Here is a 22,156-nt window from a genome sequence, read left to right as displayed (position 1 = left end):
CCCCGGGCCGCCCGTGCCTGCCGGGGGGGGCGGCCGGCGGGGTCCCCCCCGGCGGGCCGCGGGGTGGGCGGGCCGGGGGGGGCGCGCCCGGCGGGGACCGCGACGACCAGTGGTCGTCGGAGGTGGCGAGCTGGTACGTGGGCACCGCGCTCGCGAAGCGGCGCAGCCCGGGGAGGGTGCCGCTGGTGGGTTCCGCCGCGCCGGCGACGGGGGACACCGACGCGACGGAAGTCTCGGGGGCGGGGCGTACCTCGTCGAACCAGTACGAGTCGCCCTGCCAGGGGGTGGTCGGCAAGGGGGCGCGACGGACGCGCTCCCCTTCGTGGAACGCGGCCCAGTCGACGTTCGCGCCGCGCAGCCGCAGCGTGCCGACCGCCTGCCGCACCCGCCGCCGGGCGTCGTCGCCGCGCCGCAGCGCGGGTACGAAGGTGGCGTCATCGCCCAGGCAGCGGCGGCCGAGCGAGGTGAGGATGGGCGCGGGGCCGATCTCGCAGAACGTCTGGAAGCCGTCGGCGTGCAGGGCCGTGACCGTGTCGGCGAAGCGGACCGCGCCCAGGGCATGCCGCACCCAGTACTCGGGGCCGACCTCGGCATCGGTCCAGTACGTCCCCGTGAGGTTGGACACCAGCGGCAGCTTCGGCCTGGCGTAGGAGAGCGACTGAAGCGTCTCGCGGAACCGGTCCACCATCGGGGTGAGCAGCGGCGAGTGGAAGGCGTGCGACACGGTGAGCCTGCGGCCCTTGACGCCCTGGCTCTCCAGCGCGGCGCATACGGCGCTCACATCGGCGTCGGCGCCGGAGAGCACCACCTCGTCGGGCGCGTTGACGGCGGCGACCGACACGGTGGCGGAGTGGGTCCCGATGGCGGCACGGGCGGTCGCCTCGTCGCAGCGCAGGGCGACCATCACGCCGCCGGCCGGCAGCGCGGACATCAGCCGCGCCCGCGTCACCACCAGGCGTGCGGCGTCGGTGACGCCGAAGACGCCGGCGACGCAGGCCGCCGCGATCTCGCCCACGCTGTGCCCGGCGAGCGCGGCCGGCGCGGGACCCCAGGCCATCATCATCTTGGCCAGCGCGTACTCAAGCGCGAACAGCGCCGGCTGGGTGTAGCGGGTGTCGTCGATGGGGGTGTCCTGGCCGTCGGCGGGCCACATGACGTCGCGCAGCGGACGGTCGAGCTCCGCGTCGAGCGCTCGCTCGGCCTCCTCGAACGCGGCGGCGAAGGCCGGCTCGGCGAGCAGCTCCTGCCCCATGCCGGCGTACTGGGCGCCCTGGCCGGTGAACAGCCAGGCGGCCTTGCGGTACTTGTACGCGGGGAGGGTGTCGGTCGCGATGGCCGGGCTCGTGCGGCCCTGGGCGTAGACGTCAAGCTGGTCGGCTAGCTCGTCGACCGAACCGGCCACGGCGGCAAGGCCGGTGGCCTGCCGGGCGCGCCCGACGTGCGTGGTCCAGCACAGGTCGGCGAGGTTAAGGCCGGGCTCGCGGCGCAGGTGGCGTACGTACCGGGCGGCGAGTTCGCGCAGCGCGGGCTCGGTGCGGGCCGACGCGAGGAACAGGCCGTACGGGCGGGTGGTCGCCGTGTCGCTCCCCGGTAAGCCGCTCTCCGGTCCGGCGCCGGTCGGTGCGGGCGCCGAGGTGACGACCGCGTGCGCGTTGGTGCCGGAGACCCCGAAGCTGCTGACGCCCCCGATGCGGGTCTCGCCGCGCTCGGGCCAGGCGCGCAGCTCCCCTGCGACCTCCACCTTGAGGCGGTCCCAGGCGATGTTGGGGTTGGGCTCGTTGAAGTGCAGGCTGGGCGGTATCTCGCCGTGCTGGAGCGCCAGCACCAGTTTGACCAGGCCCGCCACGCCGGCGGCAGGCTCCAGGTGGCCGATGTTCGTCTTGACCGTGCCCACCAGGAGCGACGCGTCGTCGGCCCGGCCCCGGCCCAACACCGCGTCCAGGGCCCGCAGTTCGATCGGGTCGCCGAGCGAGGTGCCGGTGCCGTGCGCCTCCACGTAGTCCACCTGGTGCGGCTCCACGCCCGCCTGGGCGATGGCGGCACGCAGCATGTCCTGCTGGGCGGCGGGGTTGGGCACGGTCAGGCCGCTGGAACGGCCGTCGTGGTTGACCGCCGTGCCGCGTACGACGCCGAGGATGTGGTCGCCGTCCGCGAGCGCGTCCGAGAGACGGCGCAGGACGACCACGGCGGCGCCCTCGCCCCGCGCGTATCCGTCCGCGTCGGCGGAGAAGCTCTTGCAGCGCCCGTCCGGGGACAGCGCACGGAACTTGCTCATCAGCACGAAGCCGTACGGCGCGAGCATCAGGTTCACGCCGCCGGCCAGGGCCATGTCGCACTGCCGCAGCCGCAACGCCTGGCACGCCTCGTGCAGCGCGACCAGAGAGGAGGAGCAGGCGGTGTCGAGCACCTGGCTCGGACCGCGCAGACCGAGCGAGTAGGAGATGCGTCCGGCCAGGAAGCTGGGCTCACCCACCAGTTGGTAGGCGTCGACGTCGTTGACATCGCCGATCTGCTGACGCAGCCGCACATAGTCGGTGGTGCTGACACCGAGGTAGACGCCGGTCCGGCTGCCGTCGAGGGCGTCCGGTGCGTAGCCGGCGCGCTCCAGCGCCTCCCAGGTCACCTCAAGCGCGATGCGGTGCTGCGGGTCCATGCCCCGTGCCTCGCGGGGCGTGATGCCGAACACCTCGGGTTCGAAGCGGTCGACGCGGTCGATGAATCCGCCGCGGACCGTGTACGCCTTCCCCGGCACATCGGGGTCGGCGTCGTAGAACGGCTGCGCGTCCGCCCGGTCGCCGGGAAACTCCGACGTGGCGTCCACGCCGTGGCGCAGCAGGTCCCAGAAGTCCTCGGGGGTGTTCGCGCCGCCGGGGAACCGGCAGCCCATGCCGACGAGCGCGACGGGCTCGTCGAGCCAGGAGTCGCGGCTGGTGGAGAGCCGCTCCTCCAAGCGCTCGATCGTACGCACCGCAGTGACAAGGTGCTTGCGGTAATCGGGGTCCTTCGACTGGCCTTGCATCGTCATAACACCTCGTTCAGCAGAGCCTCGGAACGGGCAATCCGGTCCAGCAAGCGGTTGGCGAGATCGTCGTCGGACAGCTCGGCGAGGCCGTCGTCCTGGTCCTCCTCCGGCTCGGTGCCGAACGTCTCGGTGGGCACGGCGGTCGGCGTGTCGATGGGCAGGGTGGTGGGCTCCGGGGACGGTGCCTGCGGCGGCACGGCCGCCACCGGCCCGGAATCCACCAGGCCCACGAGGTCGAGCAGATGGTCGGCGAGCGCACGGGACGTGGGCTGCTCGAACGTGAGGGTGGGCTCAAGATCGAGGGCGAGGAGACGGCCGAGCTCCTCCATCAGCGCCACCGCCATCACCGAGTCCAGGCCCAGCTCGAAGAACCCGGTGCCGGGGTCGACATCGGCACCGGCCGACTCGCCGAGCACCTCGGCGACGGCGGCCAGCACCCGGGTGAGCATCAGCTCCGGCCGCAACTCGGCGGGCAGCGAGCGCACTTCGGCGACCAGCGGCGGCACAGGACCGGTGTCCGGGGCGGTGACCGGGGCAGTGACCGGGGCGGTGTTCGCCGGAGCGGCGGGGGCCGGCGCGGGCGCCTGTCGTGGTGCGGCGGGGGCGGCCGGGGCCTGGTCCTTGCCGCCGGTTCGGTCGTCGTGGATCCAGTGCCGCCGCAGTTGCCACGCGTACGCCGGCAGCGAGACGACCGGCCTGCGGCCGCCGAGCAGCGCGGCGAAGTCGACGCGGCAGCCGCGTACGTGGAGTTCGGCGACGCGGTGCGCAAGGAGTTCCTGGTCCTCGACGCCGTCGGTGGCGGACCCCGGCGGAGTCCAGGCGGTCAACCCGGCGGCTGCCGAGTCGTCGAGGCCGACGCCGAGCACCGTGTCGATGCCGCGTTCGCCGAGCAGCGGGCCAACCTCCGGGCGCCAGGCGGCAGTTCGGCCTGCCGTCGGCGGAGTCCAGGCGGACAGCGCCTCCGGTGAGTCGTCGGCGGCCACGGAGTCGAGGAGTACGGCGCAGCCGGGGATGCCGGTAAGACGCACGTCCGCGTGGCCGGCGACCGCCCGCACGGCGGCGCGCTCGTCGAGCAGGCCGCCCGCGCAGGCCGCGGCGATCTCACCGATGCCGCGACCGACGACGGCGCCCGGGTGCACGCCATGGGCCCGCCACAGCGCGGTGAGCGCGAGTTGCGCGGCAAGCACCCCGACCGGGTCGGTGATCGGGCCGACGCCCGCACGCTCGTGGAGCACCGCCCGTGCCGACCGGCCGAGCAGCGCCTCGGCCTCGGCGTCCACCGCGTCAAGCGCGGCGGCGAAGGCCGGTTCCGTGGCTTCCCAGTGCCGCCACGGCAGCGCGGGCACCTCCTCGGTGTAGACCAGCGCGAACGGCCGGTCCTCCCCCGGTGCGGTACTGCCCGCGTGCACGCGGGGCGCCGGGCCGTCCGCGGTGCCGTCGGCGTAATCGGCCAACGCGGCGCGCAGCTCGTCGCCGGTGCGGCCGACGAGAACCAGCCGGTGCTCCAGGTGGCCGCGGCGGGCTCCCGCCGTGTGGCACACGTCGGCCACGGTGGCGGCGTCCGCGCCGGTGAGGCGGGCGCGCATCCGGTCGGCGGCGGCGCGCAGCGCGGGTTCGGCGGCGGCGGAGAGCGCGAGCACCGCCGGACGGCGGCCGTCCGGGGCCACCGGGTCGGCCACCGGGTCGGCGCCCTCCAGCACGATGTGGGCGTTGGTGCCGGTGAAGCCGAAGGCGCTGACGCCGGCGATCCGTCGGCCTTCCGGCCAGTTCTGGCGCCGGTCGGTGACCCGTACCGGCAGCGTCGCCCAGTCCACCTGCCGGTTCGGTTCGCCCAGGTGGAGATGGGCCGGGATGGTGCCATGGTGCAGGGCGAGCGCGGTCTTGATCAGGCCCGCGATACCGGCCGCCGCCTCCAGGTGCCCGATGTTGGTCTTGACCGAGCCGGTGAGCAGCGGCTTGTCGGCGGGACGTCCGGTGCCCAAGGCGCCTGCCAGCGCGGCGAGTTCGATGCCGTCGCCGAGCCGGGTGCCGGTGCCGTGCGCCTCCACGTACGCCACGTCGGCGGGCTCGACACCGGACCGGACCAGCGCGTCGGTGATCACCTCTTCCTGGGCCTCGCCGCTGGGGACGGTCAGACCGCCGCTTGCGCCGTTGTGGTTGACGGCGCTGCCGCGCAGCACCGCGTACACGCGGTCGCCGTCCGCCCTGGCCTGGGCGAGGGTCTTCAGCACGACGGCGCCCGCGCCCTCGCCGCGCCCGTATCCGTCGGCTTCGGCGGAGAAGGTCTTGCAGCGCCCGTCCGGGGCGAGTGCCCCCGCCGCCGACATCGCCAGGTAGACGCTGGGGTTGGCGATGACGTTGGAGCCGCCGGCGACGGCCAGGCGTGCCTCACCGGCGCGCAGTGCCTGGCAGGCCAGGTGTACGGCGGTCAGCGAGGACGCGCACGCGGTGTCCACGGCGATGCTCGGGCCGCGTACGCCGAGGAAGTAGGAGAGCCTGCCCGCGGTGCCGGAGAAGGAGTTGCCGGTGCCGTAATAGGTGTCGATGTTCTCGTTCTCGCGCGTCACCACCTGCATGTAGTCGGTGGTGTTGAGCCCGACGTACAGGCCCACACGGGTGCCGGCAAGCTCGTCGACGCGTGCTCCCGCGTCGTCCAGGGCCTCGTACGCGACCTGGAGGAACAGCCTCTGCTGCGGGTCCATGCTGCGGGCTTCGCGCGCCGAGACACGGAAGAAGGCGTTGTCGAAGCCGTCGATCCGGTCCAGGAACGAGCCGCGCCGGGTGGCGATCGTGCCGGGGGTGACCGAGCCCTGGGCGAGCATGGCCGCGGCGTCGAAACGGTCGCTCGGCACGTCCGAGCTGGCGTCCACGCCGTCGGTGAGCAGCCGCCAGAACGCATCCGGGCCGTCCGCGCCGGGCAGCCGGCAGGCCAGCCCGACGATGGCGATCGGCTCGGCGGCATCGACACGGGGCACGATTGCGGGAGCGGCCGCGGCCGGGGCCATCGGGGTGGGGGCGGTGACGGGGGCCGGTTCGGGCAGCGGTTCGGGCCGCGTTTCGGGCACCGACTCGGGTTCCGGGGCGGCCTCCGGGGCGGCCTCCGCGGCGTGGGTCGGCTCCTCGTCGCCGATCAACGTGCTGATGTGGTCGGCGAGTTGGGCGATGGTGGGGTACCGGAGCCCGGCCGCTTCCTCAAGGCTGATGTCGAAGTGCCGCTCGATGGCCCGTACGAAGTCGTTGAGCGAGAACGAGTCCATGCCGAGCTCGAAGAAGCCGCGCTGGCGCGGGACTCGGTGCTCGGAGTCGTGCCCGATGGCTTCGGTATACAGGCGGCTGATCTCCACAGCGATCCGCTCATGCCGACCGGCTGCGGCGCCGGGGCGGTTGGCGGGGGCCGGGGCTGTCGGGGCTGGGGCTGGGGCAGCCGTGGCCGCAGCCACGGCCGGGGCTGAGACGGCCGGGGCCTGGGCCTGCGCCTGCGCCGGGGCCGGGACTTGGGCCTGAGCCTGCGCCTGGGATGGAGCCACGGCCGGTGCCTGGGCCGCAGCCACGGTCGGGACCTGAGCCTGGGCCGGGACCTGGGCCTGCGCCACAGCCGGGGCCGCGGTCGGCGCTGAGACCGCCGGGGCCTGAGCCTGAGCCGGGACCGGGACCGGGACCTGTGCCTGCACCTGCGCCACAGCCGGAGCCGGAGCCACAGCCGGACCCGCGGAAGGCAGCTCAGCCCCCACCTCGCCCCCCGCCGAAGCCGACGCCACCGCTGCCGCGCGGGCAGCCGGGGCCACCGGCGCCGACGATGTGGCCGGTACGGCGGCGGCCTGCCCCGCCGGTGGCGCGGCGGCCGTGGTGAGTGTCGTCACCGGCCGACCGGAAGCGTCGTACAGACGGACTTCGGCGGTGAGTCCCCCGCTCTCGGGCGACGTGCCGCCCTGCGTGCCACGGGCGACGCCGGGGAGCCAGTACGAGTCCCCCGCCAGCGGCAGCGGCGGCAGCGGGAGGTAGCGCCGCCGCCCGGTGACCCGCGACCACTCCACGGGGACTCCCGCGACCTGCAGTCCGGCCAGCGCGCGGGCCAGGCCGATGTCGGCGGGCTCGTCGCGGCGCAGCGAGGACACGACAGGGCCGCCGCGTCGGCGGTGCTCAAGCGCGGCCCGCAGCGGCCGGTCGAGCACGGGGTCCGTGCCGACCTCGATGAACGCCGCGTCGCGCTCGGCGAGCAGGCGGTCGACGGCCGGCCAGAACTGGACACGGTCGCAGAGACCGCGGGCCCAGTACCCGGCGTCGGTGACCGGCGCATCGAGCTCCGGGGCCACGCCGGACAGCAGGGTGATCTCCGGCGTGCGCGGGGCGAGATGGCTCAGCCGGCGGGCCAGGTCATCGGCGTACGGGCGCATGGCCGGGGTCTGGAGGGCGCGGTCACCGGGCAGTGGCGTGCAGCGGGCGCCGCGCGCCTCCAGCGCGGTGGTGACCCGGCGCACCGGCTCGGCCGGACCCGAAATGACCACAGAGGCGGGTCCGTTGACCGCGGCGAGGGAGACCTCTCCCCCGAGGTCGTCGAGGAGCGGCAGCACCTGCTCCGCCGGAAGCTCGACGGCCACGGTCCGCCCGGAGCCCGCCGCGCCGAGCAGCAACCGGCCGCGGTGTACGACAAGTTCCGCCGCGTCGGGCAGGGTGAGTGCGCCCGCGACGACCGCGGCGCAGATCTCACCGGCGCCGTACCCGACCACGGCGTCCGGCCCGAGACCGTACGAGGACCACAGCCGGGACAGGCCGAGTTGAACGGCGAAGGCGATCGGCTGAGCGAGGTCGAAGTCCGCAGGGCCGCGGTCTTCGGTGCGGCGCAGCTCGGCCATCAGCGACCAGTCCGCGTGTGCGGCGAAGAGCGCGTCGCATGCGTCGAGCGTCTCGGCGAAGACCGGATGGGACTCGTACAGATACGGGTCGAGACCGACGCCGGACGGCAACTGCGGGCCGCTGTCCGGGAAAGCGTGCACGATCGGCCGGTCGCCGCCGTCGATGACGTCGCCCGTGATGACGGCCGGCGCTTCCCGCCCGGCCAGGTGGGCGTCGAGCGCGTCGGCCAGCTCCGCACCCGTACGGCCGACGACGGCGATGCGGTGTTCGTGGTGGGTACGGCGGGCGGCGGCGGTGTGCACCAGGTGCGGCAGCTCGGCCGTCGGCAGCGTGCGGATCCGGTCGCGGTAGGCGGCGGCCTGGCTCCGCAGCGACTCCTCCGTGTGCCCGGAGACCGTGAGGATCGGCAGCGGGCGGCCTTCCGATGCCGCAGGACCCCCACCGGCGTACGACGCGGTGGCTCGCGTGGGCGGGGGACCCAGGAGAACGTGCGCGTTGGTGCCGGAGAGGCCGAAGGCGCTGACTCCGACCAGTGGTTGGTCACCCAGGGGGCGCAGCGGCGTGAGCTCCGTGGCGACCGCGAGACCGGACGCGGCCCAGTCGATCTGCGGCGTGGGCCGGTCCAGGTTGATCTGCGGCGGAACAATGCCCTTGCGGGCCACCAGCACGGCCTTGAGCAGCCCGGCGATGCCGGCGGCCGAGTCCATGTGCCCGAAGTTGGCCTTGTGCGAGCCGACGAACAGCGGCCGTCCCGCGGGCCGTTCCGCGCCGATGACAGCGGCGAGCGCGCCCAGCTCCATCGGGTCGCCCAGCGGCGTTCCCGTGCCGTGCGCCTCCACGAAGTCGACCTGGTCCGGCGTGCGGCCCGCGTCGCGCAGTCCGGTGCGTAACAGGTCTTGCTGCGCACCGGCGTTGGGCGCGGTGATGCCGGCGCTCCGGCCGTCGTGGTTGAGGGCGCTGCCGTGGATGACGGCCCAGATTCGGTCGCCGTCCGCGACGGCGTCCGCGTAGCGCTTGAGCACCACGACGCCGCAGCCCTCACTGCGGATCACGCCGTCGGCCGAGGCGTCGAAGGGGCGGCAGACGCCAGTGGGCGAAAGGGCCGAGACCTTGCTCATGAAGACGCCGAGTTCCGGGGTCAGCATCAGGTTCACGCCGCCGGCGAGCGCCGCGTCGCACTCGCCGCCGCGCAGCGCGCGGGTCGCCAGGTGCACGGCCGCGAGCGAGGAGGAACAGGCGGTGCTGAGCATCAGGGTGGGGCCGTGCAGGCCGAACGTGTAGGAGATGCGGCCGGAGCCGAAGCTGAACTCCTTGCCGCTGGCGTAGTAGGGGCTGATCGCGCCCGTGCCCGACGTCTTGGCGTGCAGGACGGTGTAGTCCATGGCCAGGATGCCCATGTAGACACCGGTGCGGCTGCCCTCCCAGCGCTCGCGCGGGATGCCGGAGTCCTCCATGGCGGCCCAGGACGCTTCGAGCAACAGCCGCTGCTGCGGGTCGATTTCGTGGGCCTCGCGCGGCGAGATGCCGAAGAAGTCGGCGTCGAACCGGTCGACGCCGGGCAGGAAGGAGCCCTGGGCGCAGTAACTGGTGCCTGGATTACGGGGGTCGGGGTCGTGGAAGCGGTCGCCCCAGCGGTCCTCGGGCACCTCGGTGACCGTGGTCCGACCGCCCGAGATCAGATCCCAGTAGCCGTCCAGGTCCACCACTCCACCGGGGAACCGGCATCCCACCCCGACGATCGCGATGTCGGTGGTGGAGTCATCGTGTCCGTGGCGCACCGGTACTCCTCTCGCTGGGACCAGCTGGGGGACGGGCGGTTCAGCACAGTGAATTAATTCACCGGCGAATGAAGTCTACAGCGGGTGAGTTCACTGTCAAGGGACGACCGACGGCCGCAGGCGGCGCGCGGCGGGGCCTGGCGGGCGAGCACCGCCGGACCACCAGACCAGCACCAACTGGCGCCAACAGGCCGCCCGGCAAGAGGAGTTACCGATCAAGAACGCCGCGGAGCCGCCGCGGTCGAGAGGCGCGAGGAAACCGGAAACGCGGCGGAGAGAATTAACCGACCCACTAGTCGGTTTCCGTACTCACTAGTCAGTTCTGTCAGATCCGCAGGGCGTTGACACATGTTCACATTCCGGTGCGCTCGACGTGCACCCCGCCATATCGCGCCACCGTCTCCGCTATCGGCGAACCGTAGTGCACTCACCAGGTCAGCGGGCAACTTGACCATGGTTCCCGACCACCCGATGAAGCGGCGCAAGGACGGGTTTTTCGCCTTTCTTTGTTGCGTAAGCCGTGGCGGTTGTGCCCCATGGCGTCGACCGCACCGTCTGTGAGATGGTCGTTGAAAACGATTGCAGGACACACGAAAACGCACATTTCCAAGCGCGCATTGCTGGCCTGTCGGGGGTTCACCAGTGAAGTTAACCAACCGGATAACGTGCATCCGTTATGTGCCCGGCGCGGGATTGATCGCCGGTGACGTAGCGGGCTGCCTGCACCTGCTCAACGACGACTTACAGCCGCAACTGTCCTCTCCGGTGATCCAAGAGGGTCAGCCGATCCGCAAAGTCATCGTCCGGAACGACTACGCAGTGGGGATCGACCGACGCGGCGATCTCGTGCAGTGGTCGCTCGACACCCTGGACATGAGCAACTTCCTCGACCTGCGGGCCATGTGTGCCGGACTCGGCCGGCCCGCCGACACCGAAACCGCCGAAACCACCGGACCCACCGGACCCACGGCCTCCCCCGGAGCCCCGTGGATGTCCCCGTGGGGCGGGCGTATCTACACCGGCGACGCATGGGGCAACCTGCTGGCCCTGGACGGCGCGTCACTCTCCTTGGATGAGGTGCTGCCCCCCACCGGCGGGGGGCGCACCACGTCCCTGTGCTCGGACCATCCGAGCGTGCACATGCTCTCCCACGGCACCCACGAGGTGTTCCTCGGCTCCCTGGCCACCATGGAGTTCACCCCTGTACCGGCCCTGAAGCAGGGCCGCGTACGGAGCATCCACTACGACGCACGCCATGACCGGTTCTGGGTGGTGGGAAATGACGAGAGCGCCCCCTTCGGGCAGCGCGACGTGGTGGTGCTGATCACGCTGGACGGCTCGGTGGAGTACACGATGCCGTTCTTCCGCTACGGCGTCGAGTTCCTGGAGTTCTCCCCGGACGCGGCCACGGTCTACGTGGGAAGCACCGGGGGTGAGCTGCAAGTCGTCGACAACAGCCGGGCCCGCCCCAGACTGCGGGAGACCGTGAGCGGCTTCCCCCACCAGCTGACGGACGCCACCGTCGGCCTGGACGGCAGTGTCTTCGTGCTCACGCTCTCCGGCGAACTCGTGCGGATAGACGCGGATCTCGACTGCGTGCAGTCGCGGGCGCCGGTCCTGCGCCAGGGCGCGTCCGACCTGTCCCTCGCGCCGGACGAGGAAGACCGGTTGTACTGCGCCACCGACGACGGTGTCGCGGTACTCCGTCTGCTCCCCTCCGTCCCGGGCGGGAGCCGGGGGACGGGCACCCGTGTCGGCGCGCCGCGGCTGAGCGAGTTAGAGCACCACCCCACCCGCTTCGGTGCGACCCGGCGGGTGGTCGCGGTACCGAGCGGTTATGTCGGGATCGGTCAGAAGGGTGTGGTCTTCCGCTCCGACTGCACCGGCAAGCTGCTGTGGCACGTGGACCTGGACGACTTCGGATTCTGCCTGGCCGCCTCCACCGACCACCGCCGGCTGCTCGTGGCCACCGGCATGGGCGGTGTGGAACTGGACTCCGACACCGGCGCCGAGATCGCGCGGCTCTCCCTGGACGGGGTGCCGCTGACCGCTTCCTCCTACGGCCCCGCGGGCGAACGGATCCTGGCCAACCAGAACGGCACGGTGTGCGCCTTCGCCGCCGACTCCCTCGACGAACTGTGGTGGATCGAGACCAGCGAGCGCATCCACCGCATCTGGTCGCAGGCGGGCACCGTCTACGTCTGCGGCACGGGAGGACTGCTCGCGTTCCATCCCGGCGAGGGACGGCTCACCGGCTCGTGGGAGTGCGGCCCCTGCGTCCCCACCGCCGCGGCCGTCACCGCCGACCGGGTCCACCTGGCCTGCGACAACGGAGAGCTGCACACCTACGACTTCGACGGCAGGCAGCTCGGCGTGGTGGGTCAACTGCCGGACCTGCCGCACGTCTTGACCACGCTCCCGAGCACCGACGACAACGTTTACCTGGTGGCCGGCGGACGCGGGGGTTACCTGTCCACCTTCGCGGCGCCCCAGGCCGGACCTCCGATCCGGCTCCGCGACACCTATCTCGCCCGCCGGTCCGGTCAGTCGTTTCAGCTGCATCTCGAATAGGCCGGTACGTCAACCGGGCGGGTACAGGCCGTATGCCCGCCGAACTGCCCCGCGTGCCAGGCGCCCCACGCGGGGCGGAACGGTGAAAGTTTCACCACACACATATCAAACAGGTCAATCGCAGAGGCGAACGCACAGGCTCAGGTATGCACCGTGATTCCGCGCGGTACGGTCGGACTCATATACTTCCAGTATTCTCCGGAGGGTTCACGGTGCCGAACACATCCCATGAAACGAGCCCGACGCCCCCTCGTCGGGCGACGGTCCGCGGCCCGTCGAGGCCGGGCCGCGTCGGACGGCGCCCGGGCGAGACACAGAGCCGTCAGGCGATTCTCCAGTCCGCCCGTGACCTCTTCGCCGAGCAGGGGTACGCGGGCACCACGGTGCGTGCCATCGCCCGCCGCGCCGGCGTCGATCCCGCCCTGGTCCACTACTTCTTCGCCAACAAAGAAGGCGTCTACGAGGCGGTGGTGCACGACGCCGTCGGCCTCATGGACGTACTGGAATCGTTCATCCCCGGGAGCAAGGAGAAGCTGGCCGAGCGGCTTGTCCCGGCCTATCTGGAGCTGTGGGAGGGCGAGAACGGCGACTCGCTCGCGGCCATCTACCGCACCGCCATGGCCCGCGGCGTGAGCGACGATCCGCTGGTCGCGTCCCTCAACCCGGATCAGCTCATCGCCCAACTGGCCGACACCATCGGGGGTTTCGGATCCCAGCTGCGCGCCGCCCTGATCCTGTCCCAGCTGCACGGCGTCGTGGTGCAGCGGCACATCCTGAAGCTCGACCCGCTCGCCTCCGCCAGTCTGAGCCAGGTGACGAGCTGGCTGTCCCCCTCGATCGACGCCCTGGCCAATCCCTGAGCGAGCGTCACCCGAGGATCTGCTTCAACTCCGCACTGCCGGGAGGCTATTGGCAGTGCAACCGGAAGGTCTGACCGCTGCCCCGGCGCAAGTACGTGTCGCGCACGCGGGTGGGCGGGCCGTCCGGCTCCACCCGGTAGTTCGACAGATAGCCGCCCCTGCCGCCGATCACCAGATGCGGCTCGCAGGTCTCCGACCGGGCGGACACCAAGGTCCGCGGCACGTCCGGCAGGTTGTCCACCACGCCGAGCCGTGCGCCCGTCGCCTGGTCGTAGGTGTGCATCTCACCGTCCGCGGTGGCCACATGGACCCGCCCGTCGGCGACGAGGGCCGCGGTCGCGTTCTTGAGATCGCCGCCCCAGCTCCGGCTGATCTCGCTGCGTTCGGCCGAGATCTCCAGCAGGCGTTCTGACGTGAGTACGTAGATGGCGCCGCCCTGAGTCCAGATGTGCCGGGGCGCCGACCCGACGCTCAGCCACGCCAACTCGGTCTCCGCGTCCGGGGCGTAGGCGCACAGGACCCCCTCGTTGTTGCCGAGGATCCGTTCCCCGCCGGGTCCGTAGGCCGCCGCCGAGAGCGGCACCCCGTCGAGCGAGAACTGGTTGAGCCGGTTGCCCGTCTCGGTGCACAGCTCCAGCGCGCCGACGCCGGTGGCGACCAGGACGCGGGGGGCGTCGGCGGAGACGGCGAGGCCGACGCCGAAGTCGTCGAGCGGCGTCTGCCACAGGAGTTCGCCGTGCTGGTCGGCGCGGAAGACCATCTCCCGCTGGCCGAGGCCCACATAGCCGCCGGGCACCACCGCGAGGTCGCGGATCATGCCGAAGTTGGTGTCGTGGTGGCCGATCTGGACGAGGGTGAATCCGCCGGATGGCGCGTCGCGGGCCTCGATGACCGCGACTCCGTCGTCCGTGCCGCAGTACAGCCAGTCCTGGCGATTCGCGGCGGGCGTCATGCTCCAGGCCCCCTGGCGCAGCACCGGGGCCCGCGACTGAACGCACTGGACGTCCGGGTCGACCTTGACCAGCTCACCGGAGAGCGACAGCACGAACAGGCTGCCGTCCGTACCGACGGCGAGGTCCGTGAGCTGGTGCGGGAATCCGCCCACGGTTTTGGCCAGAACCGGTTTCTCCCCGGTGTTTTCCAGAATGTGCAGTACGCCTTCCCGTCCGCCGGCGTAGGCGACGGAGAAATCCGGGGAGAACTCCAGGAAGTCCACCTGGTAGCGGGAGAAGGGAAATTCGTAGTCGAGCGAGCCCTGCGGGGAGACGAGGGCGACGCCCACCGGAAGGCCGAGCCAAGCACCGGAGTTCTGCCCCACGACCCAGAACCGGTCGTGGCGGGCGTCGTATCGGACGTGCGACGTGCCTTGGGCGGTGGCGGCGGCGAGCCCGTTTCTGGTGACCGGCGGCGGCGAGGGCAGCACCCTTTCGACGGAGAAGGACTCGATGTCCACGATGAGTTGGCGCCCCGCCCTGTCGTCCGTGTAGAGACGCCCGTCCCACACGGTCAGTTCGTGGTTGCCGACGAGTCCCGGCAACGGCTCGGCGGGCGCGTCGGGGAGCGCGTCGCCGGCCCGCACGGGCAGGGAGTCGACGAGGTCCAGCGTCCGCGCCGACCACCTGTTGAGGTTTCCCAGGCGGTCCTTCCCCACGATCCAGTCGTGGATCGGCACGAGACGGCGGATCGGCTGACCGCCCGGAACCGCCGGGGACGACTGCTGTATGCGCAAGTCGTCATCCAGTAGATGCACTCGTCCCGACGTGTCGCCGGCCAACAACCCGAGTCCGTTCACGTATTGGACACACGTGATGCGGTTGGTCAATTTCACTTGCAAGCCACCTCGACCTACGCGCATAAATCGGCGCCCCCGTAGGCCGCCTCGACGAATCACACCGGAATGGACAACAAGGATCGATCAGCGGAGGGACGCAGGGCCACCCCGACGCATTTCCGCGGGTGGCCGCACGCCGCCGCCGGCCCGGCCGGCGACCCTGGTGGGGCCGCCGGACCAGACGAGCGGCGTGGCGGTGGAGGGGCTGTCCTTTCGGCGCAGCCCTAGTGCAGCTTCACCGGCAGCGACTCCAGTCGTTGGAGGAAGTTCAGTGGACGGTGGCGCACCTGCTCCAGGGGAACGGCCAGCTCCAGGTTGGGGAAGCGCCGCAGCAGCGTGGCGAAGGCCACCTCTCCTTCGAGGCGGGCCAGCCGGGCGCCCAGGCAGTAGTGGACTCCCCCGCCGAAGGCCATGTGCGGGTTGTCCTCACGGGTCACGTCGAGCTTCTCGGGGCAGCTGAACTTCTTGCTGTCCCGGTTGGCCGCCGCCAGGTTGAGGATGACGAGCGACCCCTTGGGAATCGTCGTGCCGTCGACCACCACGTCCTTGGTGACATGCCGGAAGATGCCGGGGACCGGCGGCGGGTCGAAGCGCAGCAGCTCGTCGATGGCCGGCGCCACCAGGTCCGGGTTCTCGCGGAGCTTGGCGAGCTGCTCCGGGTTCTCAAGGAGGCGCAGCATGCCGCCGCTGATCATGTAGATGCTGGTCTCGTGGCCCGCGGTGAGCAGCTGCAGGCCCATGGCCGGCAGCTCGGGCTCGCTCAGCGTCCCCTCGTCCGCCGCCTGCACCATGGCGGTGAACACGTCGTCGCCGGGGTTGGTCCGCTTGGCCTCGAGCTTCTCGGTGATGAAGACCTTGAGATCCTCGATGGCGTCCTTGCCCTCCTGCGGGCTCTGGGCACCGGTCAGCTTGGTCACCATGGCGCCGTAATGCGGGATGTCCTCGCGCGGCACGCCGAGCAGTTCGCAGATCACGCCGACCGGCAGGGGGAAGGCGTAGTCCTCGACGAGGTCGACCGAAGGCCGCTTCTCGAGGTCGTCGAGCAGCTCGTCGGCCAGCTGCTGGATCCGCGGGCGCAGCCCGTCGATCCGGCTGGCGCTGAACGCGCGGACCACCAGCTTGCGCATCCGGCTGTGGTCGGGAGGGTCCCGGTTGATCATGGTGTGCTTCAGCATCTCGTCCTTGCGGATGAGCGCCTGGCTGTTCTGGATCCGCTCGTCCTGGACCGCGTTGTGCACCTGGCTGCTGAAGGTCTCCCAGTCGCTCAGCGCCGCCTCGATGTCGTCGTACCCGGTGATCCACCAGGACATCGTGCCGTCGGGCAGCCGGACCTGGTGGACGGAGCCCTCCGAGCGCAGTTCCTCGAAGAAGGGGTACGGGTCGCTGGCGAAGCTGGGTGGGATATTGCGCGCGCCCTCCGCGTGAGGGCACTTCTGGACCTCAGACGTCATGTTGCTCCCTTTCCGCAATCATCGACGGAGCCGGTTACTTGGCCTTCACGCGTCGGCGGGCCTTGAAGACCTCGCTGACGGGGTTGAACTTGCCCGGCGCGAAACGACGGCCCAGGAAGTACGTGAGGCCCTCGTGGACGAGCCGGCCGACCTCCGGAGGCGCGTCGTTCTTAGCCCACTTGAGCATGCTGACGACCTTGCCCGGCGTCACATGGATGCAGCGGTTCAGTGGTTCGCCCGCGCCAAGCGCCGGTGGCAGGAAGTCGGCCGTACGCAGCGACTTCATGATCGACTCGGCGGCGACCCGCGGGGCCACCATGCCCTCGTGCACCTGGCGCAGCTGTTCGCTGGCGTTCGCGAAGAGCTGGCGGGCCGGCTGGTACTCGGCCAACGTGCCATGCACGGCGTGGCGTTCGTAGTCCTCCAGGATGTGCCGGTCGCCCGTCTTCAAGTACCGGCCATAGGCCCGGTTTATCTCGAAGTTGGAAAGCCGCTGGTTGACGGACCAGACCCGGAACCAGGCGTCCCACAGGTCGTAGTGCTTCCAGGAGGTGTACGCGTTGGCCACCAGGTCGTCATTGAAGTCGAGGAGGCCCTGCTCGAGCTCCTCGACCAGCTTGAAGCGCTCCACCGCGAAGTCGTCGTCGCGTACGGCCTCGATCAGCCGCCAGCCCAACGCGTTGATGATCTCGAAGGTGTTGGCGAGCCCGCGCGAGAACAGCGCGTCGATGAAGCCGGAGGCGTGGGCGGTCAGACACCAGCGGTAGCCGACGGTCTGCTTCGAGGAGTACTGGAAGCGGCCGGTGGACACCCACTCCCGGACCGAGCGCGCGCCCTCGAACTGCGGTGCTATGTCAGGGAACTTGGCGATGAACTGCCGGAACTCCTCCTCCGGCGTCATGTTCTCCGGCTTCGGGTAGAGCCGCGGATCGAGGCTCAGCCCGACGCTCACCAGCGGATTCCGTGCCTTCGCATGGTTGTTGAACGGGATGACCCAGATCCAGCCGCCCTCGAAGAGGTGGTGCAGCGTGCCCTGGCTCCACGGCATCACATTGGCGTGCGTGCCGTGCGGGACGAGCGACTCGTACGGCTTGACGTTGATCATGTGGGTGAACAGCGTCCTGGCATTGTGGCGCAGGCGCGAGGGCTGCTCCCGCAGGTCCATCTTGTCGGCCAGCGGCGAACGGAAACCGCTGGCGTCCACCACAAAGCGGGTCCGCCAGGTCTCACCGGTCGACGAGGTCAGCGTCGCGCCGTTGTCGTCGATGTCGACGTCGGTGACGTTGACCCGCTGGTGGACGGTGGCGCCGTAGCGGACCGCCACGGAGAGCATCCAGGCATCGACGTCCTGCCGGAAGAAGTGGTTCTCCGTGTTGATGATGCCGGGCAGGGGCAGCTCGTTGGCCTCCGCCGGCTCCTGCGAACGGCCTTCCCGGTGGTAGAGAAAGCCGAAGTTCCGCTTGATCCCGCTGGCCGGGGAGACTCGGCCCTGCACCCCCTCGAAGGAGGCCAACTCCTCGATCTCCGGCACGTCGTAGCGCTTGGCCACCATGTGCATGAGCATCGAGGTGTGCGGGATCGTCGACTCGCCCACCGCGAACCGGGGATGTGTCCCGGCGTCGAGCAGCAGAACGTCGAGTCCGGCCCGGGACAGGATCGAGGCGAGGACCGTACCGGCGATGCCGGAACCGATGATCGCCACGTCCGACGTCGGTTGATCGTGTGCGTGCGACGCAGCTTCTTCCATGAAGTCCCTGCTTTCTCCGGTTGACTTGGGCGGCATCGCACCCGGCGGGGTACGGCCGACCCGGCTGTCATCCTCGAGGAGGACGTGAAATTAATCGCTCGCTTGATTTCTCAACGAGCCTAGCCCTGGGAGTTAATCAGGTCAATAATTACTGGCGGCACCATGGAGCCAACCTGAGGAAGGAGGTCCGATGACGACCGCAGACAACAGTCAAGTGGTGATCGTCGGAGCCGGTCCCGGTGGTCTGCTGCTGGCCTGTGAACTGGCCCTCGCCGGCGTCCACTGCACCGTGCTGGAGCGTCGCGACGGCAGGTCCGTCACATCCCGCGCCACCGGACTACAGCCACGCACGCTGGAGTTACTCGCGATGCGCGGCCTGGTCGGTGAGTTCCTCAAGCAGGGGAACCCCCGTGACCACTACCGGCTGACGGTGGGCCGGGCGCGCATCGACCTGACCCATCTCGACACCGCGTACCAGCAGTTGGGGATCTGCAGGCAGAGCGTCACAGAAGGGATCCTGGAGGAACGCGCGCTCTCGCTCGGCGTCACCATCCATCGCGGCGTCAAGGTCGTGGACGTCCGCCAGTCCAGCGACTCCGTGCTGGTAAGGGCGGAAGAGCACGGCGCGCCAAGGGAGTTCAGCGCCTCGTGGCTGGTGGGATTCGACGGCGTCCGCAGCACCGTACGCGAGGCCGCCGGCATCGATTTCCCCGGCAAGACCTACCCGTACAACGTGATGGCCGGCGACATGCGGCTCACCCGCATCCCCGAAGACGGCATGCTGGTCAAGGTCAGCCGAGAGGGCATGGTCGTCGCCATCGACTTCGGCGACGGCACCTGGCGCATGGGAGCCGTCGACCGCAGGCCGCCGCGCCCGACCGACGAGCCCGCCGATCTGGAGGAGCTGCGCGACATGCTCACCCGGATCTTCGGCTACGACCTGCACCCGTACGACGCCACGTACACGGCCCGGTTCCGCTTCCACAACCGGCACGCCGTCAGATACCGCCAGGGCCGGATCCTCATCGGCGGCGACGCCGCCCACACCCACGCCCCGCTGGGCGCCCAGGGCCTCAACATCAGCTGCCAGGACGCGGTCAACCTGGGGTGGAAACTCGCCTCCGTGATCCGGCACAACGCGCCCGAGTCGCTGCTCGACACCTACGAGAAGGAGCGCCGCCCCATTGCCAACCGCGTGCTGAAGGCCACCGACCGGGGCATGCACGCCATGATGTCCCCGGCCCTGCCGGTGCGTGCCATCCGACGTGTGATGGTGCCGACCGTCACCTCCCTGCCGGCCACGCACCGTTTCCTCGCCGGCCAGATCTCCAATCTGGCGTTCTCCTACCCGCCGAAGGACGGCGGTGAGCACGCCGATCTCGTCGGCAAGCGGCTCCCCGACACCCCGGTGATGCACGAAGACGGCTCGCTGCGCCCGCTGTTCGACCTCTTCCGCTCCAGCCGCTTCGTGCTCCTGGACCAGACGGGAGGCGCGGCCAAGCCGGTGCACGAGCAGTGGCAGGACCAGGTCGTAGCCGTCCCCGTGCGCCTGGAAGGCCCCGCGGAGATGGCGTCGTACGACCTCATCCTCAGCCGCCCTGACGGTTACTGCGCCTGGGCCGGCAGCCGTTCCGACACGGAGGGGCTGCGCGCCGCCCTGCAGCGCTGGTGCGGACCGGCCCCGGTGGTCGCCGGGGCCTGAGGATCCGGAGGCCCGGTCGCTGCCCCGGTGACGCTCACGGAGATACGGCCTCTTTCCCCGCCGCCCCGGCCAACAGGCCGGGCTACGGCTCCAGGAAGAGGTTCTCCATGATGCCGGGCAGCTTCCGGTCCCGGCCGGGGGCGCTCGCGCCGCCCAGCCCGTACGGCGCCCGGAGGTCGTCGATCTCAGCGGTCAGATAGCGCTGGATCGTCGGGGCGAAGATGTCGATCAGCTGCTGGTTGTCCATGGAGGCCAGCGGCTCGACCTTGATGATGTAGCGGACGACGGCGATGCCGACGAACTGGCTGCCGATGAGCGTCGCCCGCAGCTCCGGGTGGGACATGTCGATGGCACCCACCACCGGCCGGAGCACGTTCTCCCGGATGAAGCTCGCCATGAGGTGGCCGGCCTCGTCGTTGGAGACGGCCGACCGCACCACCATCAGCATCTGCTCCCGGGTGACCGGATCCTGCCACAGGCTCAGATAGCCGCCCAGGAAGCGCACGCCCAACTCGTCCCTCGGCCCCGGCAGTACGACCTGGTCAAGGACGCTGGACACCCGGTAGACGTCCTGTATGGCGGCCAGGAACACGCCTTCTTTGTTCTCGAAGAAGTGGTGGATCAGCGCGGTGTTGACTTCTGCCTCACTGGCGATGTCCCGCATCTTGGCCGTACTGTAGCTGTGTTCGGAGAAGACCCGGCGCGCTGCCCGCAGAATGGCCTCTCGGGTTCCACTGTTCCCCGGACGGCGCCCCGTTCGCCCGCTGACGCCGGCGCGTGCGGTGTGCTGAGCACCTGAGGAGTGCTGCGGCTCCTCCTGGCCATTCTCGGCGAGTGAATTCACTGTGCGCTGACTCCGTCCACTCACGGGTTGGGGGGATAGACCCCGCCGACCAGATCAGGGCCACCCCGAGTAGTACCCAGCCCGTCCCGGTGGCCCCGTTGTGCCGTGCAGGGCACATGAGCGCGGTCGCCGGACGCACAGAGGAAGAGTCCCAGTCGGGTGCCGACGGACCCGGAGTCGGGAAACCCCTGGCGCCCACTCGGGCGTGCGCACACCGGATTCGCGCAACTGGAACAGCTCTGTACCGTCATACGGCCAACGGCCGGATGGGGCCAGGGGGAAAGGATAAACGAGGTCCCCGCAGAACGGACCGGCGGGGTCGACCCCAGGCGTCAGCCGGCCGACCCGCGTGAGAACTCGACGTCCCGCGAGGGTGCGGGCTCGTCGTCACCCACCGGCTCCGCGCCGGACCGCCGGATGCCGAACAGGACACCCGTCACGCCGAGCCCGGCCCACACGAGCAGCACGGTCAGCGGTGCGGCACTGGCCGCGCCGTCGAAGAAGGCGGTGCCCCGCAGCAGGTTTCCGCCCGCACCCGGAGGCAGCATCTGCCCGATCCAGCCCGCCGGTTCGGGCAGCATCTGCGGAGCCGACGAGACGCCGGCGAAGGGGTTGCCCAGGAACACCATGAGCAGCGAGACGCACACCATGCCGGCCCGGCCGATCAGCGCGGCGGATCCGGCCGACATCACCGAGATGGCGAACACGGTCAGGCCCATCACCGATGCGTTGACCGCCCAGTTGCCGTCCACGATGCCGAGCCAGGACTGAACGATGAGGCCACCGCACACACCCGCGAGTGCCGCAGCGGTGAGCAGGCCGCCCAGCTGCGTCAGGCCCGGCTTGCTGAGCATGACGATCAGGATCGCGCTGAGCACGCCGGTGAGGACCAGCGGCAGCACCGATGAGGAGAAGCCCGTGCCATTCGGGTCGTCCGGGTCGGACGCCACCACGTCGACGGTCCGCGCCGTGGCTTCCTTGCCGGCGATCTGGCCGGCGAGTGCGTCACCGGCCTTGGTGACGACCTGGGCAACGGGCGCGCTGGCCGCCGTGGCGGTCAACGTGGTGACGCCCTTCGGGGACACCACGAACGCTCCGTAGACGTCCCGGTCGCGGATCGCCTCTCGCGCCTCGCCCTCGTCGGCGTAGCTGTGTACGTCGAAGGCGTCGCCGCGCTGGAGGCCGCTCTTCAGCTTCTCCGCCGCCGGCATGGGCGCCACCACGCCTACCGGGAGGTCGCGGGGTGCCAGTCGGGAAGAGGACCACGCGAACGCGGACAGGGCCAGGGTCACGATGACGGGGACAAGTACCACACCCACCATCAGGCGTCGCAAAGACGCTGAATCCGGAGAGGCCATAACAACTCCTAGAAAAACGAACGCTCGATTACGTTACGGTGAGTGTGCACCCCGGCACGAGGCACCGTCAAGCCGGGACGAAGGGGGGCGCCGCCGCAGAGGCCGTCACCGCCGCTTGACGGTGGCTCGTATATGGGC

10 protein-coding genes are annotated in these 22,156 nt (G+C 70.8%); 3 read left to right on the top strand and 7 right to left on the bottom strand.

The genetic code is table 11. The features are described from left to right. The coding region (locus tag ACFWY6_RS28125; protein WP_384695864.1) for a type I polyketide synthase at nucleotides 1-3,025 on the bottom strand (3,025 nt) is incomplete at its 3' end. After that, nucleotides 3,022-9,654, bottom strand: coding sequence for a type I polyketide synthase (locus ACFWY6_RS28120; protein ID WP_384695861.1), 6,633 nt, complete (start codon nucleotides 9,652-9,654; stop codon nucleotides 3,022-3,024). The genes ACFWY6_RS28125 and ACFWY6_RS28120, both read right to left, overlap by 4 nt. 819 nt (nucleotides 9,655-10,473) lie before the next feature. Between ACFWY6_RS28120 and ACFWY6_RS28115 the strand changes: the two genes are divergently transcribed. Both ACFWY6_RS28115 and ACFWY6_RS28110 read left to right on the top strand, forming a co-directional pair. Continuing rightward, the gene (locus tag ACFWY6_RS28115; RefSeq protein ID WP_384695859.1) at nucleotides 10,474-12,225 is read left to right on the top strand and encodes a PQQ-binding-like beta-propeller repeat protein; all 1,752 of its coding nucleotides are present in this window, start codon (nucleotides 10,474-10,476) and stop codon (nucleotides 12,223-12,225) included. A gap of 212 nt (nucleotides 12,226-12,437) precedes the next feature. Further along, nucleotides 12,438-13,085: a TetR family transcriptional regulator gene (locus ACFWY6_RS28110; protein WP_384695856.1), complete on the top strand. Its 648-nt coding sequence runs from the start codon at nucleotides 12,438-12,440 to the stop codon at nucleotides 13,083-13,085. 46 nt (nucleotides 13,086-13,131) lie between these two features. On the opposite strand, the gene ACFWY6_RS28105 is transcribed toward ACFWY6_RS28110, so the two are convergent. The 3 genes from ACFWY6_RS28105 to ACFWY6_RS28095 all read right to left on the bottom strand — a co-directional run bounded on the left by ACFWY6_RS28105 (nucleotide 13,132) and on the right by ACFWY6_RS28095 (nucleotide 18,114). Further along, a complete protein-coding gene (locus ACFWY6_RS28105; protein WP_384695854.1) occupies nucleotides 13,132-14,814 on the bottom strand; it encodes a hypothetical protein in 1,683 nt (560 codons plus the stop codon). A gap of 326 nt (nucleotides 14,815-15,140) precedes the next feature. Continuing rightward, nucleotides 15,141-16,367 (bottom strand): cytochrome P450, encoded by a 1,227-nt coding sequence (locus ACFWY6_RS28100; protein ID WP_384695852.1) that lies wholly within the window; start codon nucleotides 16,365-16,367, stop codon nucleotides 15,141-15,143. A 34-nt stretch (nucleotides 16,368-16,401) separates the two neighbouring features. Beyond that, the gene (locus tag ACFWY6_RS28095; RefSeq protein ID WP_384695849.1) at nucleotides 16,402-18,114 is read right to left on the bottom strand and encodes an NAD(P)/FAD-dependent oxidoreductase; all 1,713 of its coding nucleotides are present in this window, start codon (nucleotides 18,112-18,114) and stop codon (nucleotides 16,402-16,404) included. 190 nt (nucleotides 18,115-18,304) lie between these two features. On the opposite strand from ACFWY6_RS28095, the gene ACFWY6_RS28090 reads away from it, so the two are divergent. Beyond that, nucleotides 18,305-19,816: an FAD-dependent monooxygenase gene (locus ACFWY6_RS28090; protein ID WP_384695846.1), complete on the top strand. Its 1,512-nt coding sequence runs from the start codon at nucleotides 18,305-18,307 to the stop codon at nucleotides 19,814-19,816. An 82-nt stretch (nucleotides 19,817-19,898) separates the two neighbouring features. On the opposite strand, the gene ACFWY6_RS28085 is transcribed toward ACFWY6_RS28090, so the two are convergent. After that, nucleotides 19,899-20,660 (bottom strand): TetR/AcrR family transcriptional regulator, encoded by a 762-nt coding sequence (locus ACFWY6_RS28085; RefSeq protein ID WP_384695843.1) that lies wholly within the window; start codon nucleotides 20,658-20,660, stop codon nucleotides 19,899-19,901. A 332-nt stretch (nucleotides 20,661-20,992) separates the two neighbouring features. Continuing rightward, on the bottom strand, nucleotides 20,993-21,982 hold the full coding sequence (locus tag ACFWY6_RS28080) for an ABC transporter permease (RefSeq protein ID WP_384695840.1): 990 nt from the start codon (nucleotides 21,980-21,982) through the stop codon (nucleotides 20,993-20,995). Nucleotides 21,983-22,156: the final 174 nt, after the last annotated feature.

Origin of the sequence: Streptomyces sp. NPDC059037 (genome assembly GCF_042740015.1) — a bacterium.
Lineage (GTDB): Bacteria > Actinomycetota > Actinomycetes > Streptomycetales > Streptomycetaceae > Streptomyces.
Note: the sequence above shows the minus strand (reverse complement) of the source record. Positions and strands in the feature narration are given on the sequence as shown.

Excerpts from the sequence above, each read along its gene's own strand:
- ACFWY6_RS28100 (WP_384695852.1), bottom strand. The coding sequence starts at position 16,367 with ATGACGTCTGAGGTCCAGAAGTGCCCTCACGCGGAGGGCGCGCGCAAT.
- ACFWY6_RS28095 (WP_384695849.1), bottom strand. The coding sequence starts at position 18,114 with ATGGAAGAAGCTGCGTCGCACGCACACGATCAACCGACGTCGGACGTG.
- ACFWY6_RS28090 (WP_384695846.1), top strand. The coding sequence starts at position 18,305 with ATGACGACCGCAGACAACAGTCAAGTGGTGATCGTCGGAGCCGGTCCC.
- ACFWY6_RS28080 (WP_384695840.1), bottom strand. The coding sequence starts at position 21,982 with ATGGTGGGTGTGGTACTTGTCCCCGTCATCGTGACCCTGGCCCTGTCC.